The organism is Rhodanobacter sp. OR92, from assembly GCF_000427545.1.
Taxonomy (GTDB): Bacteria; Pseudomonadota; Gammaproteobacteria; order Xanthomonadales; family Rhodanobacteraceae; genus Rhodanobacter; species Rhodanobacter denitrificans.
Genome location: NZ_ATYF01000016.1, coordinates 1 through 14,114 on the forward strand (window position 1 = coordinate 1; position 14,114 = coordinate 14,114).

10 protein-coding genes are annotated in these 14,114 nt (G+C 69.2%); 7 read left to right on the top strand and 3 right to left on the bottom strand.

All coding sequences use genetic code 11. The features are described 5' to 3' along the window. Nucleotides 1-390 precede the first annotated feature (390 nt). Complete coding sequence (locus tag RHOOR92_RS0109730) at nucleotides 391-3,699, top strand: PAS-domain containing protein (RefSeq protein ID WP_027490151.1); 3,309 nt, start codon at nucleotides 391-393, stop codon at nucleotides 3,697-3,699. Nucleotides 3,700-3,739: 40 nt separating this feature from the next. Here RHOOR92_RS0109730 and RHOOR92_RS0109735 read toward each other — a convergent pair whose 3' ends face one another. Beyond that, nucleotides 3,740-4,399: a response regulator transcription factor gene (locus RHOOR92_RS0109735; protein WP_007509904.1), complete on the bottom strand. Its 660-nt coding sequence runs from the start codon at nucleotides 4,397-4,399 to the stop codon at nucleotides 3,740-3,742. 152 nt (nucleotides 4,400-4,551) lie between these two features. Between RHOOR92_RS0109735 and RHOOR92_RS0109745 the strand changes: the two genes are divergently transcribed. The 3 genes from RHOOR92_RS0109745 to RHOOR92_RS0109755 all read left to right on the top strand — a co-directional run bounded on the left by RHOOR92_RS0109745 (nucleotide 4,552) and on the right by RHOOR92_RS0109755 (nucleotide 7,516). After that, nucleotides 4,552-6,342: a 3-hydroxybutyrate oligomer hydrolase family protein gene (locus RHOOR92_RS0109745; protein WP_081660228.1), complete on the top strand. Its 1,791-nt coding sequence runs from the start codon at nucleotides 4,552-4,554 to the stop codon at nucleotides 6,340-6,342. A gap of 76 nt (nucleotides 6,343-6,418) precedes the next feature. Continuing rightward, the gene (locus RHOOR92_RS0109750; protein WP_027483996.1) at nucleotides 6,419-6,928 is read left to right on the top strand and encodes a peptidylprolyl isomerase; all 510 of its coding nucleotides are present in this window, start codon (nucleotides 6,419-6,421) and stop codon (nucleotides 6,926-6,928) included. A 162-nt stretch (nucleotides 6,929-7,090) separates the two neighbouring features. Next, a complete protein-coding gene (locus RHOOR92_RS0109755; RefSeq protein ID WP_007509897.1) occupies nucleotides 7,091-7,516 on the top strand; it encodes a YidB family protein in 426 nt (141 codons plus the stop codon). 39 nt (nucleotides 7,517-7,555) lie between these two features. Here RHOOR92_RS0109755 and RHOOR92_RS0109760 read toward each other — a convergent pair whose 3' ends face one another. Further along, complete coding sequence (locus tag RHOOR92_RS0109760) at nucleotides 7,556-7,810, bottom strand: GlsB/YeaQ/YmgE family stress response membrane protein (protein WP_007509895.1); 255 nt, start codon at nucleotides 7,808-7,810, stop codon at nucleotides 7,556-7,558. Nucleotides 7,811-7,967: 157 nt separating this feature from the next. On the opposite strand from RHOOR92_RS0109760, the gene RHOOR92_RS0109765 reads away from it, so the two are divergent. The 3 genes from RHOOR92_RS0109765 (at nucleotide 7,968) to prpE (ending at nucleotide 12,287) form a co-directional block, all read left to right on the top strand. Next, nucleotides 7,968-9,167, top strand: a complete 1,200-nt coding sequence (locus RHOOR92_RS0109765) for a pyridoxal phosphate-dependent aminotransferase (protein WP_015447464.1) — start codon at nucleotides 7,968-7,970, stop codon at nucleotides 9,165-9,167. 91 nt (nucleotides 9,168-9,258) lie between these two features. Next, complete coding sequence (locus tag RHOOR92_RS0109770; RefSeq protein WP_027490152.1) at nucleotides 9,259-10,245, top strand: malate dehydrogenase; 987 nt, start codon at nucleotides 9,259-9,261, stop codon at nucleotides 10,243-10,245. 95 nt (nucleotides 10,246-10,340) lie between these two features. Then, nucleotides 10,341-12,287 (top strand): propionate--CoA ligase, encoded by a 1,947-nt coding sequence (prpE, locus tag RHOOR92_RS0109780; protein ID WP_255326666.1) that lies wholly within the window; start codon nucleotides 10,341-10,343, stop codon nucleotides 12,285-12,287. A 95-nt stretch (nucleotides 12,288-12,382) separates the two neighbouring features. On the opposite strand, the gene ahpF is transcribed toward prpE, so the two are convergent. After that, a complete protein-coding gene (ahpF, locus tag RHOOR92_RS0109785) occupies nucleotides 12,383-13,993 on the bottom strand; it encodes an alkyl hydroperoxide reductase subunit F (protein WP_015447467.1) in 1,611 nt (536 codons plus the stop codon). Nucleotides 13,994-14,114: the final 121 nt, after the last annotated feature.

The window sequence follows — 14,114 nt, forward strand, 5'->3', positions numbered from 1 at the left end:
GCCAGGTCAACAGCAACAGCAGAGCAGCGGGCTGCTTCGGCTTTGGCTTTTCAGCTTTTCACCGGGTGCGGGCCAGGATGGCCCGCCGCTCTACCCGGGGCCCCTGTGCGGCGGTGAGACGGGGACGACAGGCCGCGCAGCGGGAGTCGACAGGGAGGTCGACTCCTTTTCGCACAGGCAGGATGCCCGTTCGAAAAGCCCGGCCCCGGCTCACGGACTTGCCGGGCAGGAGCCCGGCAAGCGCCAAGCGGGGTGCCCCTCTCTTTGGTTACTTTCTCTCGGGCAAGCGAGAGAAAGTGATTCGGCCTCCGAAGGAGGGCGAAAGCTCTTCGCTCGAAAGAATCAGGTCAGAGCGTCGCGACTGAAGTCGCCCTCACCGACGCTGGCACCATGCTGAGCACCACCCTCATCGCCATCGCCGCGCTGTGCTGGCTGGGCCTGCTGTTCGGCGTGGCCCTGCTCGGCGAGCGCCGGCCGCGCATCTTCGAGAAGCGCTGGGCGATCGTGTACGCGCTGTCGCTGGCGATCCATTGCACCTCGTGGACGTTCTACGGCACCGTAACCCAGGCCAGCCGTTCGGGCTGGTGGCTGCCGCCGACCTTCGTCGGGGCGATCCTGATGTACCTGTTCGCGCTGGGCTTCCTGCGCCGCATGGTGCGACTGGTGCGCGAATACAACGCCGGCTCGCTGGCCGACCTGATCGCGGTGCGGCTGGGGCGGCATTCCGGGCTGGCGGCGCTGGTTACCGCGGTGGTGGTGATCGGCATCGTGCCGTACATCGCGCTGCAGCTGAAGGCGGTGGCGATGAGCTACGGCATCCTCAGCCAGGGCCAGCTGGCCGAATCCAGTCCGTGGCAGGACAGTGCGCTGTACGTGGCGCTGTTGATGGCGCTGTTCGCGATGCTGTTCGGCACCCGCCGCGCCTCGACCATGGCGCACAACCGCGGGCTGGTGCTGGCGATGGCGTTCGAGTCGCTGTTCAAGCTGGGCGCGATGCTGGCGCTGGGCTCGCTGCTGTTCGCCGCGCTGCCGTCGGGACTGCCGGCGAGCGTGCCGCCGCCGCCGGACAGCGGCGGCTTCCCCGCGCTGATCTTGCTCGGCGCGCTGGCGATGTTCACCATGCCGCACCAGTTCTACGCCGGCATCGTCGAATGCCGCGAGGACGGCCAGCTGCGCACCGCGCGCTGGCTGTTCCCGCTGTACCTGCTGCTGATCTCGCTGCCGATCCTGCCGTTGGCGCGGCTGGGCGATGCGTGGCTGGGCGCCAGCGGAGTGTCCTCGGACATGTACGTGCTGGCGCTGCCGCTGGCACGCGGCGAGCATGGCCTGGCGCTGGTCGCCTTCCTCGGCGGCCTGAGCGCGGCCACCAGCATGGTGGTGATCGCCACGCTCACGCTGAGCCTGATGGTGGTCAACCATTTCATCGCGCCGCTGCGGGTGCGCGCCGGCTGGGGTCGCGACGAGCATGGCGACCTGCGCGGCGAGCTGTTGAACTACCGGCGCGTGGCGATCCTGGTGCTGATCCTGCTGGCGTGGGCGTACAGCCGCCTGCTGGCGCGCAACGAGGCGCTGGCCGACATCGGCGCGATCTCCTTCTCCGCACTGGCCGGACTCACTCCGGCGATGCTGGTGGCGATGTACCGCCCGCAGCTCGGGCCGCGCGCGGTGATGGCGGGGCTGGCCGCCGGCACGCTGGCCTGGGTCTACGCGGCGCTGCCGACCCTGTTGCCCGGCGCACCGGCATGGCTGCACGACGGCCCGCTCGGCCTGCATTGGCTGGCGCCGGACGGCCTGCTCGGGCTGGGCAACTGGAACCGGCTGGGCCGCGCGGTGGCGGCGAGTCTGCTGGTCAACATCGTGGTGATGCTGGCAGTGGCCGGCTCGCGCTTCGGCCGCGTGGCGCGCGCGGTCAGCGTGGGCGACGTGGGCCTGGTCGAATTGCGTGCGCTGGCGATGCGTTTCCTGCCGCCCGAGCGGGTCGAGCACCTGTTCGCCAGCGCGCCGGCGGTGGGGCCCGCCGGCAGCGTGCGGGCCGCCCAGGTCGAGCACGAACTGGCCGCGGTGATCGGTGCCGCCTCCGCGCGCCTGCTGCTGGAAGTGGTGCACCGGCAGGGCCGCGACGATCTGGACACGGTGGTCGCCATCGTCGGCGAGGCGGCGCAGGACCTGCGCTTCAACCAGCGCGTGCTGGAGGCGGCGCTGGAGAACATGAGCCAGGGCATCTGCGTGGTCGACGCCGAGCTGCATCTGGTGGCGTGGAACACGCCGTACGCGCGGCTGTTCGACTATCCGCCGGAGCTGCTGCAGGTGGGCCGTCCGGTGGCCGAGCTGACCCGTCACAACATCGCTGCCGGCATGCTCGGTCCGGGCGAGGTGGAGGTGCGCGTGCAGCGCCGGCTGGCGCACATGCGCGAAGGTACCCGGCACCTGTCCGAGCGGCGCTTCCCCGACGGCACCATCGTCGAGATCCGCGGCAACCCGATGCCCGGCGGCGGCTTCGTGGCCACCTTCACCGACGTCACCGCGTTCCGCCAGGCCGAGGCGGCGCTGAAGCGTGTCAACGAGACGCTGGAACTTCGCGTGGAAGAACGCACCCGCGAACTCGCTGCGGCCTCGGCCGAAGCGCAGGCCGCGAACGAGGCGAAGAGCCGCTTCCTCGCCGCGGTCACCCACGACCTCATGCAACCGCTGCATGCCGCGCAGCTGTTCGCCCATGCACTGACCGAGCGCGGCGGCGATGCGGCCACCGCGCAGCACCTCAACGGCGCGCTGGCCGCCACCGAGGGCCTCCTCACCGGGCTGCTCGACGTGGCCCGGCTTGAAGGCGGCCGCCTGCATCCGCAGCCGCGCGCGTTCGCGCTGGCCGAGGTGCTCGACCCGCTGGCCGCCGAGTTCCGTGCGATCGCGCTGGATCGGGGCGTGCGGCTGGACGTGGTTGGTACGCGCGGCTGGGTGCGTTCCGATCCGCAGCTGCTGCGCCGGGTGCTGCAGAACTTCCTCTCCAACGCCTTGCGTTACGCCGAGCACGGCCGCGTGCTGCTCGGCGTGCGCCGGCATGGCACGCAGTTGCGTGTCGAAGTGTGGGACAGCGGCCCCGGCATCGCGGTGGAGGAACAGCAGCTGATCTTCCAGGAATTCCGCCGCGGCAGCGCCGCCGGCGGGCAGGGACTCGGGCTGGGCCTGTCGATCGCGCAGCGGATGGCCGATCTGCTCGGCCATCCGCTGGGGCTGCAGTCGTGGCCCGGCCGCGGCAGCGTGTTTTATCTCGACGTGCCGATGGCGCGCGCCGCCATTCGACTGCCGCCGATCGCCGACACGGCGCGCTCGCTGCCGGCTGGTCGTGCGCTGGTGCTGGACAACGAGCCGGCCGCGCTCGCGGCGCTCGGCAGCCTGCTGACCAGTTGGGGCTGGCACGTGCACGCGGCACGAAATTCTGCCCAGGCGCTGGCGGCGCCGTGGCGGCCGGACCTGCACATCCTCGATTTCCACCTCGACGGCGGCCAGACCGGGCTGGAAGTATGGCAACAGCTGAACCTGCGGCACGCCGGCGTGCCGACCGTGATGCTGACGGCGGATCGTGACGGCGAACTGCGCCAGCGCCTTCTGGAAGCGGGCATCGGCGTGCTGTACAAGCCGCTGAAACCGCTGGCGCTGCGGCAGGTGCTGCAGCGGGTGGCGGCCGGCGTGGCGAACGCGTAGCGTGTTGGTGAAGGACGGGGTCCGCAGTCGATTGAGGCGCCTACAGTGCCCGCCCCGGCTCGCCCAGCTCCAGCGACTTCAGCAGCATCCCGGCCTGCGTGCGGTTCCTTACCCGCAGCTTCTCGAAGATCGCCGTGACGTGCGCCTTCACGGTGCGTTCCTGGATGCCCAGTCGGTCGGCGATCTGCTTGTTGAGCAGGCCCTCGGCGAGCAGGGCGAGCACGCGGGACTGCTGCTCGGTGAGGCGGGCGAGGCGGCCGGCGAGGTCGGCGTCGGCCGGATCGGCGGGCAGGGCGGCCACGGCCTCGGCCAGCGCGGGCGGCAGCCAGCGGCCGCAGTCGAGCACGCTGCAGATCGCCGCGCCGATCTCGGCGGGGCTGGCGCTCTTGGGGATGAAGCCGGCGGCGCCGTGGTCGAGCACGCGGCGCACGATGCGCGGGTCGTCGTGGGCGGAGACCACCAGCACCGCCACGCCGGGATGCTGGCCGCGCAGCGTGGCCAGCCCGGACAGGCCGCGGCTGCCCGGCATGTGCAGGTCGAGCAGGACCAGATCGGTGTCCGGCTCGGCGGCCAGCGCGGCGAGTACCGCGGGCAGGTCGGCCGCTTCGCGCACGCTGCAGTTGCCGAGGTTCTCGCTCGCCGCCAGACGCAGCGCGGCGCGGAACAGCGGGTGGTCGTCGGCAATCAGCAGATTCGTCATGCAGCTGAAGTTAGCCGGCGGCGCGCGCCGCGTCGAGTTCGCCGCACGGACTTTCGTACGATGGCAGCCGCCGCCGCGCTTGCTATGGTGGCTGCATGAAGACATCCACCCGCCATTCGCCGCTGCTGTTCTTGTTCGCGCTGGCATCCGTCATGCTGTCGGCTTGTGCCAGCCACGGGACGAGGAAGGTATCCACCATGCATGAAGTTGATTACGGCCAGGTGCGGGTGACCGAGCACCGTAGCCACGACGACCTGTTGAGCGCCGGCCTGGGCCTGGCCGGGCTGGCCGGGCCGCTGTCACCATTCGCCAACCCGCTGGATCCCGCCGCGGAAGAGCTGCGCCGACGCGCGATCCAGACCAGCTGGAAGGGCATCGCCGACCTCGGCCCGCTGGGCGGCTACGGCAGCGTGTACGGCGGCGTGCCGGACGTGCCGGGGCGCGAATACCAGGCGTTCGCGCGCATCCCCGGCGCGCGCTCGCCGCATCGCGTGCTGCTGCAGTTGCCGGACGGCTTCGACCGGCACAAGCGTTGCCTGGTGGTGACCGCCTCGTCCGGTTCGCGCGGCATCTACGGCGCGATCGCGCTGGCCGGCGCCTGGGGCCTGCCGCATGGCTGCGCGGTGGCCTATACCGACAAGGGCACCGGCGCGGGCTACTTCGATTATGCCGACGACAGCGGCGTGGCGCTGGACGGCCGCCGCGCCAAACGCGGCGAGGCGGAGCTGGAATTCCAGCCGCCGCCGGCGTCGCCTGCTGCAGGCATTGCGATCAAGCATGCGCATTCGGGCGACAACCCGGAGGGCGACTGGGGCCGCCACGTGATCCAGGCGGCGCAGTTCGCCCTGGCCATGCTCGATCGCGCGTTCCCTGCCGAGGCGCCGTTCACCCCGCAGAACACGAAGATCATCGCCGTCGGCATCTCCAACGGCGGCGGCGCCGTGCTGCAGGCGGCGGGGCTGGACCAGGAACATTTTTTCGCCGGCGTGGTGGCGCTGGAACCAAACGTGCACGTGCAGGACCGCGGCCGCGCGCTGTACGACTACGCCACCGAGGCGGCGATCTGGCTGCCGTGCGCGCTGAGCGCGGAGGATTTCGCGGCGGTGCCGCTGGCGCGCGGGCCGCGCGGCGTGCCGTTGCCGGCCTGGCCGATCCGCTGCGCCAGCCTGCGCGCACAGGGCAAGCTCGGTGGCAACACCGTTATGGCGCAGGCGGAGCAGGCGCGGCAGTACCTGCGCGCGCGCGGCTGGACCGACGAGGCGATGCAGACGGCGGCCAGCACCACTGCCTTCGACCTGTGGCGGGTGATCGCGGCGGGTTATGCCTCGGCCTACCTGCGTCGCGGCGCCAGCGACATGCCGTGCGGCTTTCACTACGCGGCGCTCGGTGTGGGCGGGTTGCCGGGCATCGCCGATCCCGTCACGCGAGCGACCTGGTGGGCGGATGGTTCGGGCATTCCGCCGGGCAACGGCATCGGCCTGTTCGGCGGCATGAACGTCTCGACCGACCCCACCCTGATCGGCAGCGAATGCCTGCGCGCGCTGTGGACCGGCGACGACCACCAAGCGCAGATGCTGCATGCCTCGGTCGCGGCCACCGCGGCGCGGCTGCCGCGCAAGGATCTGCCGCTGTGGGTGCTGCACGGCGCCGGCGACGGCCTGCTGCCCACTGCGTTCAGCTCCGAGCCCTATGTGGCATGGCTGCGCGACGAAGGGCGCCGGCCGATCTACTGGAAGGTGCCGCACGCGCAGCACTTCGACGCCTTCCTCGTGCTGCCCGGTTTCGGCGAGCACTACGTGCCGCTGCTGCCGTATGGCTACACCGCGCTGGATCGGCTGTGGGCGTACCTGTATGAAGGTGCGACGTGGCCGCTCGACGCGCCGGTACCGGTCGCACAGCCGCGTGGGCCCGGCCTGCTGGAGCGCGCCGCGCTGGGTCTGTAGATATTGCTGGGTTATCCTTGACCGTCCGCGTGCTGGCGCTCCGGCGCGCAGCCGCCTTCAAACCCAAGGATTCGCGATGACCATCAATGTCACCTTCACCACCAACCGCGGCCCGATCCATCTGCGCCTGCACGAAGACAAGGCGCCGGTTACCGTCGCCAGCTTCGTCAATCTGGCCCGCCGCGGCTATTACGACGGCCTGTCGTTCCACCGCGTGATCGCCGATTTCATGATCCAGGGCGGTTGCCCCGAGGGCAGCGGTCGCGGCGGCCCGGGCTACAAGTTCGAGGACGAGTTCAATCCGTCGCTGCGCCACGACAAGCCGGGCGTGCTGTCGATGGCGAATGCCGGCCCGCGCACCAACGGCAGCCAGTTCTTCATCACCCACGGTCCGACGCCGTGGCTGGACGGCAAGCACAGCGTGTTCGGCGAGGTGGTCGACGCGGCGGACATGGACGTGGTCAACACGATCCGGCAGGGCGACACGATCGAGAAGGTCAGCGTGGACGGCGACGTCGACGCGCTGCTGGCGGCGCAGGCCGACCGCGTGGCGGAATGGAACGCGGTGCTCGACCAGCGCGGTTGAGCCGGGAACCCCCGGATCACAGGAAACCGCCGGCCGCCCGCCGGTGGTTTTTTTGTGGCCGTTCCCGGCGGGTCTTCACGTGGCGTTGTCATGGCGGATTTCCGGGCCGCTTATGATCGGCGGGCTGCGCATCCGATCCATCACCATCCAGGGAGAACGACGATGTCATTCCTCAATGATTTGCTCGGTGGCCAGGGACAACAGGGAGGGCAGGCCGGCGCCGGTTCACTGATTGCCGTCGCGGGGCAATTGATCGAGAAGGCAGGCGGCGTGCAGGGCCTGGTCGGCATGCTGCAGCAGCACGGGCTGGGCAGTGCGGTGCAGTCGTGGGTCGGCACCGGCGCGAACCAGCCGGTGTCGGGCGAGCAGCTGGGCCAAGCGCTGCAAAACGGCGGCCTGGGGTCGCTGGTACAAGAGGCCGCGGGCAAGCTGGGTGTGGATCCGAATGTCTTGCTGGGCGGGTTGTCGCAAGTGTTGCCGCATGCGGTCGACCACCTGACGCCGGACGGCAAGGTGCCGGCGCAGGGACAGGGCGGCGGCTTCGACCTGGGCATGCTCGAAGGGCTGGCCGGCAAGCTGCTCGGCTGAAAAATGCCCCGGTGGAGCCGGAATCCACCGGGGCAGCGCTCAGGCCGACTTTCGCTTGACCAGGTGATACAACAGCAGCAGCACGATGGCGCCGACCACCGAGGCGATGAAGCCGGCGGACTGCCCTGCCTGGTACCAGCCGAACACGTTCTGGCCGACCCAGGTCGCCAGCAGCGAACCGGCGATGCCGATGATGGCGGTGATGATGAAGCCGCCCGGGTCCTTGCCCGGCGTCAGCAGCTTGGCCACCAGGCCGACGACCAGTCCAATCACGAATACCCAAAGCCAGTGCATGCGGATCTCCTTTGCGATGAGGTCACGGTGCCCTTGGGACGGGCGCGCCCATCATGCCGTGGCCGTGTCGTCCTGGTGTGTACGGGCGGCGGCCAGCGCCGGGTTCGGGCGGCGTGATAAAATGCGCGCCTTTGTTTCCTCCCTGCGTGAGAAACCCATGCCCCAGCTCGCCCAGCGTGTCGGCCGCGCCAAACCCAGCGCGATCATGGTGATCGCCGAGAAGGCGAAGCAGCTCAAGGCTGCCGGCCGCGACATCATCAGCTTCTCCATCGGCGTGCCGAACTTCCTGCCCGGCGAGCACGTCTACGCCGCCGCGCGCGAGTCGCTCTCGCGCGATTCCGGCCAGTACGGCAGCAACCGCGGCGCCGAGGCGTTGCTGGACGCGTTCCTCAGGCACATCGAGGCGCTCGGCTTCAGCGGCTACACGCGGATGAACCTGTCTATCGGCATCGGCGCCAAGCAGGTGCTGTACAACCTGGCCGAGGCGCTGCTGGACGAGGGCGACGAGATCTGCTTCGCCGCGCCGTACTGGACCACCTACCGCGACATCGCCGACATCGTGGGCGCGAAGGTCCACGTGATGCACTGCGGGTCGGAGCAGAACTACAAGCTCACCCCGGCCCAGCTCGACGCCGCGCTGGCGCGCAAGCCGAAGGTGTTCCTGTTCAACAACCCGTCCAACCCGACCGGCATGGTCTACACCGCCGCGGAAATCGCCGCGCTGGCCGACGTGCTGGCGAAGCACCCGGATACCTGGGTGATCACCGACGACATCTACAACGCGATGGTGTTCGATGGGCTGGGCTACCACAACTTCGTGCACGCGCAGCCGGCGTTGCGCGAGCGGGTGATCTTCGTCGACTCGGTCTCCAAGACCTACGGCATGCCGGGCTGGCGCGTGGGCCTGCTGGCCGGGCCGGAGTCGGTGGCCAAGGCGGTCACCACGCTCAACTCCAACCACATCACCAGCCTGCCGGAAGTGATTACCGCGGCGGCGGTGGCGGCGCTTTCCGGCCCGCAGGACATTCCGCGGGCGAAATGCGCCGAGTTCGCCGACCGGCGCGATACCGTGTTCGCCGCACTCAGCGCCATCCCCGGCGTGGTCTGCCCGCGGCCGCAGGGTGCGTTCTACGCGTTTCCCGACATTTCCTCGGCGTTCGGCAAGAGCCATGGCGGCACCAGGATCACCAACGACGTGGAGTTCTGCGCCGCGCTGCTGGAAGCGAAGGGTGTCGCCTGCGTGCCCGGCTCCGCCTTCGGCGAGCCGCGCGCGATGCGCATTTCCTACACCTGCCCGGCGGCGCAGTTGCAGCCGGGCCTGCAACGCATCCAGCAGTTCTTTGCCGAGTTGACTTGAAAACCACCGGATCGGAAGCCGGGGCGGGAAACCGCCATCACGTGGCTCTTCCGATTCCCTCTTCCCGATTCCCCCTTCCCGGAGATTACAGATGAAAGCCCCCGTTCGAGTTGCCGTCACCGGTGCCGCTGGCCAGATCGGCTACGCCTTGCTGTTCCGCATCGCCGCCGGCGACATGCTCGGCCCCGACCAGCCGGTGATCCTGCACCTGCTGGAAATCACCCCGGCGCTGCCGTCGCTGCAGGGCGTGGTGATGGAGCTGAACGACTGCGCGTTCCCGACCCTGGCCGGCGTGGTCGCCACCGACGACGCCAATGTCGCGTTCAAGGACGTCGACTACGCACTGCTGGTCGGCGCCCGTCCGCGCGGCCCCGGCATGGAGCGCAAGGATCTGCTGGAGGCGAACGGCGCGATCTTCGGCCCGCAGGGCAGGGCGCTGAACGCGCACGCCAAGCGCGGCGTGCGGGTGCTGGTGGTGGGCAACCCGGCCAACACCAACGCTCTGATCGCCCAGCAGAACGCACCCGACCTGGATCCGAAGTGCTTCACCGCGATGGTCCGCCTCGACCACAACCGCGCCAAGAGCCAGCTCGCCGAGAAGACCGGCAAGCACAACACCGACGTGAAGAAGATGACGATCTGGGGCAACCATAGCTCCACCCAGTACCCGGACCTGCACCACGCCTCCGTCGACGGCAAGAGCGCGCTGTCGCTGGTCGACCAGGCCTGGTACGAGAGTGATTTCATCCCCACCGTGCAGCAGCGCGGCGCGGCGATCATCAAGGCGCGCGGCGCTTCCTCCGCCGCCTCGGCCGCTTCGGCCGCGATCGACCACATGCGCACCTGGGCGCTGGGCACGGCAGAGGGCGACTGGGTCTCGATGGGCATCCCGTCGGACGGTTCCTACGGCATCGCCCCGGGCGTGATCTACGGCTACCCGGTGACCGTGAAGAACGGCCAGTACGCCATCGTGCAGGGCCTGGAGATCAACGCGTTCTCGCGCGCCCGCATGGACGCCACCGACAAGGAACTGCGCGAGGAGCGCGCCGGCGTCGAGCACCTGTTCGCGAAGAAGTAAGCGCGCAAGTTCATTGCAGACGAAGGAGGGCGGCCATGGGCCGCCCTCCTTGTTTCTGCCTGGGGTCCTCGGTGACTACGACCATCGTCGCGATGATGCCGTCGCCGGGCTGGTCTAGGCTTGCGGCAACCAAGACCTGGAGTCCGCCCATGCGCTACGAGGATTTCTACCGGCAGTCGATCGACGAGCCGGAGCAGTTCTGGGCCGAGCAGGCGCGGCTGATCCACTGGCATGTGCCGCCGCGGCAGATCCTTGACCAGTCGAACCCGCCGTTCCGGCGCTGGTTCGTCGGCGGCACCACCAACCTCTGCTACAACGCGATCGACCGGCACCTGGCCGAGCGGCCGGAACAGCTGGCGCTGGTGGCGATTTCCAGCGAAACCGGGATCACCCGCGAGTTCACCTACCGCCAGCTGCATCGCGAGGTGAACACGTTTGCCGCGGTGCTGCAGTCGCTGGGCGTGGGCAAGGGCGACCGCGTGGTGATCTACCTGCCGAACATCGCCGAGGCGGTGTTCGCGATGCTGGCCTGCGCGCGCATCGGCGCGATCCACTCGGTGGTGTTCGGCGGTTTCGCCGCGCACAACCTGGCGCTGCGCATCGACGATGCGCAGCCGAAGCTGCTGGTCTGCGCCGACGCCGGCATGCGCGCGGGCAAGGTGATTCCGTACAAGCCGCTGGTCGACGCGGCGCTTGACGAGGCCTCGGCACCGCCGCCGCATGTGCTGATCGTCGATCGCAAGCTGGACCCGCAGATGACCCGGGTGGCCGGGCGCGACCTCGACTACGCCGAGCTGCGCGCGCAGCACGAGGATGCCGAGGTGCCGGTGGTGTGGCTGGAATCGAACGAGCCGAGCTACCTGCTATACACCTCCGGCACCACCGGCAAGCCGAAGGGCGTGCAGCGCGACGTGGGTGGGTACGCGGTGGCGATGGCACTGTCGATCCGCACCGTGTTCGACATCGCGCCGGGACAGGTGATGTTCGCCACCTCGGACGTGGGCTGGGCGGTGGGGCATTCCTACAACGTCTACGGTCCGCTGATCGGCGGCGCCACCTCGCTGCTGTACGAGGGCCTGCCCACGCGACCGGATGCAGGCATCTGGTGGCAGCTGTGCGAGCGCTACAAGGTGCGCACCATGTTCTCCTCGCCCACCGCGATCCGCGTGCTGAAGAAGCAGGACGAGAGCTGGCTGAAGAAGTACGACCTGTCGAAGCTGAAGTGGCTGTTCCTCGCTGGCGAACCGCTGGACGAGCCGACCGCGCAGTGGATCACCACCGCGCTCGGCGTGCCGGTGATCGACAACTACTGGCAGACCGAAACCGGCTGGCCGGCGATCACCCTGATGCCGGGGCTGGAGCTGAAGACGGTGAAGTTCGGCTCGCCCGGCCTGCCGGCGCCGGGCTACCGGATGAAGGTGATCGACGAGAACACCGGCAAGGAAGTGCCGGCCGGCAGCAAGGGCGTGCTGGTGTTCCAGCTGCCGTTGCCGCCCGGCTGCCTGACCACCGTGTGGCGCGACGACGACCGCTACGTCCACAGCTACTTCAGCCACTTCCGCGAGCTGTTGTACAGCTCGCTGGACTGGGCCGTTCGCGACGAGGACGGCTACACCTTCGTGCTCGGCCGCACCGACGACGTGATCAACGTGGCCGGGCACCGCCTGGGCACGCGCGAGATCGAGGAGTCGGTGGCCAGCCACCCGGCGGTGGCCGAGGCGGCGGTGATCGGCGTGAAGGACGAGCTGAAGGGGCAGGTGCCGATCGTGTTCGCCACGCTCAAGCAGGACGCCGGCGACGGTGCCCATGCGGTGGCGCAGGCGATGCAGCAGCGCGTGGTCGACCAGCTCGGCGGCGTGGCGAAACCGTCACGCGTCTACGTGGTGAACGCGCTGCCGAAGACCCGTTCCGGCAAGCTGTTGCGCCGCTCGCTGCAGGCACTGGCGGAGCAGCGCGACCCGGGTGATTTGTCCACGCTGGACGATCCGGGTGCGCTCGACGATATCCGTCGTGCGCTGGAGCGTGGCCCCGATCAGGGCTGATGGCTTCGTGCACGAGCGTACCCCGTGCGCGATGCTTTTCGTCACGTGACAAAGGGCGATCGCGCACGGGGTGTGCTCCTGCGGATATTGCCTGATCAGGCGGCGACCGCTTCCTTCCTGTTTTCCGTGGTGGCCAGCGGGCTGCGGATCAGGTGGTCGAACGCACTCAGCGCAGCGGTGGAACCGGCACCCATCGCGATCACGATCTGCTTGTACGGCACCGTGGTGGCGTCGCCGGCGGCGAACACGCCGGGCAGCGAGGTCTGGCCGCGCGCGTCGATCACGATCTCGCCGCGCGGGCTGAGTTCCAGCGTGCCTTTCAGCCACTCGGTGTTCGGCAGCAGGCCGATCTGCACGAAGATGCCTTCCAGCGCGAGGCTGTGCATCACGCCGTCGGTGCGGTCCTTGTAGACCAGGCCGGTGACCTTCTGCCCGTCGCCCAGCACTTCGGTGCTCTGCGCACTGACGATCACGTCGACGTTGGGCAGGCTGCGCAGCTTGCGCTGCAGCACCTCGTCCGCACGCAGCTTGCCGTCGAACTCGAGCAGGGTGACGTGGGCCACGATGCCGGCCAGGTCGATCGCCGCCTCCACGCCGGAGTTGCCGCCGCCGATCACCGCCACGCGCTTGCCCTTGAACAGCGGGCCGTCGCAGTGCGGGCAGTAGGCCACGCCCTTGTTGAGGTATTCCTCTTCGCCGGGTACGTCCATCTGCCGCCAGCGCGCGCCGGTGGAGAGGATCACCGTCTTCGACTTCAGCGCGGCGCCGTTGGCCAGTTGCACCTCGATCAGGCCGCCGGGTTCGCCCGGGGGCACCAGCTTCTCGGCGCGCTGCAGGTTCATGATGTCCACGTCGTAGTTCTTGACGTGCTGCTCCAGCGCTGTGCCCAGCTTCGGGCCTTCGGTGTAGTCGACCGAGACGAAGTTCTCGATCGCCATGGTGTCCAGCACCTGGCCACCGAAGCGCTCGGCCGCCACGCCGGTGCGGATGCCCTTGCGTGCGGCGTAGATCGCCGCCGCGGCGCCGGCCGGGCCGCCGCCGACGACGAGCACGTCGAACGCGTCCTTGGCCGCGATCTTCCCGGCCTCGCGGGCACTGGCGCCGGTGTCGAGTTTCGCCACGATCTGTTCCAGGCTCATGCGGCCCTGGCCGAACACCTCGCCGTTGAGATAAACGGTTGGCACCGACATGATCTGGCGCGCTTCGACCTCGTCCTGGTACAGCGCGCCGTCGATGGCGACGTGCCGGATCTTTGGATTCAGCACGCTCATCAGGTTCAGCGCCTGCACCACGTCCGGGCAGTTCTGGCAGGACAGCGAGAAATAGGTCTCGAAGCGGAATACGCCATCAGGGGCCGGGCCGTCGAGATTCTTCACCTGCTCGATCACGTCGGCCGCGACCTTGGACGGATGGCCGCCGACCTGCAGCAGGGCCAGCACGAGCGAGGTGAATTCGTGGCCCAGCGGAATGCCGGCGAAGCGCACGCCGATGTCGGTGCCGACGCGGTTGATCGCGAACGAGGGCTTGCGCTGGTCGTCGTCGCGGCGGACCAGGCTGATCCGGTCGGACAGCGCGGCGATTCCCTCGAGCAATTCGTTCAGTTCGGCGGACTTGGCGCTGTCGTCCAGGGACGCAACGATCTCGATCGGCTGCGTGACCTTTTCCAGATAGGCCTTCAACTGGGTCTTGAGGTTGGCATCCAACATGGCGGGCTCCGTGGGTTTCTTCGGGGTGTGCGTGGCGAGCACCCGGGCGGACCCGGGCGTCGCTTCATGCTTGTGTTCCGGTAGTGCGGGCCCGGAAGAACTCCGGGCCCGCGGCGCATGG

Bases quoted from the DNA above. Each gene is read 5' to 3' on its own strand.
- RHOOR92_RS0109760 (WP_007509895.1), bottom strand. From the start codon at position 7,810: ATGCACTGGCTTTGGGTATTCGTGATTGGACTGGTCGTCGGCCTGGTG.
- RHOOR92_RS0109770 (WP_027490152.1), top strand. From the start codon at position 9,259: ATGAAAGCCCCCGTTCGAGTTGCCGTCACCGGTGCCGCTGGCCAGATC.
- prpE (WP_255326666.1), top strand. From the start codon at position 10,341: ATGCCGTCGCCGGGCTGGTCTAGGCTTGCGGCAACCAAGACCTGGAGT.
- RHOOR92_RS0109755 (WP_007509897.1), top strand. From the start codon at position 7,091: ATGTCATTCCTCAATGATTTGCTCGGTGGCCAGGGACAACAGGGAGGG.
- RHOOR92_RS0109735 (WP_007509904.1), bottom strand. From the start codon at position 4,399: ATGACGAATCTGCTGATTGCCGACGACCACCCGCTGTTCCGCGCCGCG.
- RHOOR92_RS0109750 (WP_027483996.1), top strand. From the start codon at position 6,419: ATGACCATCAATGTCACCTTCACCACCAACCGCGGCCCGATCCATCTG.
- RHOOR92_RS0109745 (WP_081660228.1), top strand. From the start codon at position 4,552: ATGCTGTCGGCTTGTGCCAGCCACGGGACGAGGAAGGTATCCACCATG.
- ahpF (WP_015447467.1), bottom strand. From the start codon at position 13,993: ATGTTGGATGCCAACCTCAAGACCCAGTTGAAGGCCTATCTGGAAAAG.
- RHOOR92_RS0109765 (WP_015447464.1), top strand. From the start codon at position 7,968: ATGCCCCAGCTCGCCCAGCGTGTCGGCCGCGCCAAACCCAGCGCGATC.
- RHOOR92_RS0109730 (WP_027490151.1), top strand. From the start codon at position 391: ATGCTGAGCACCACCCTCATCGCCATCGCCGCGCTGTGCTGGCTGGGC.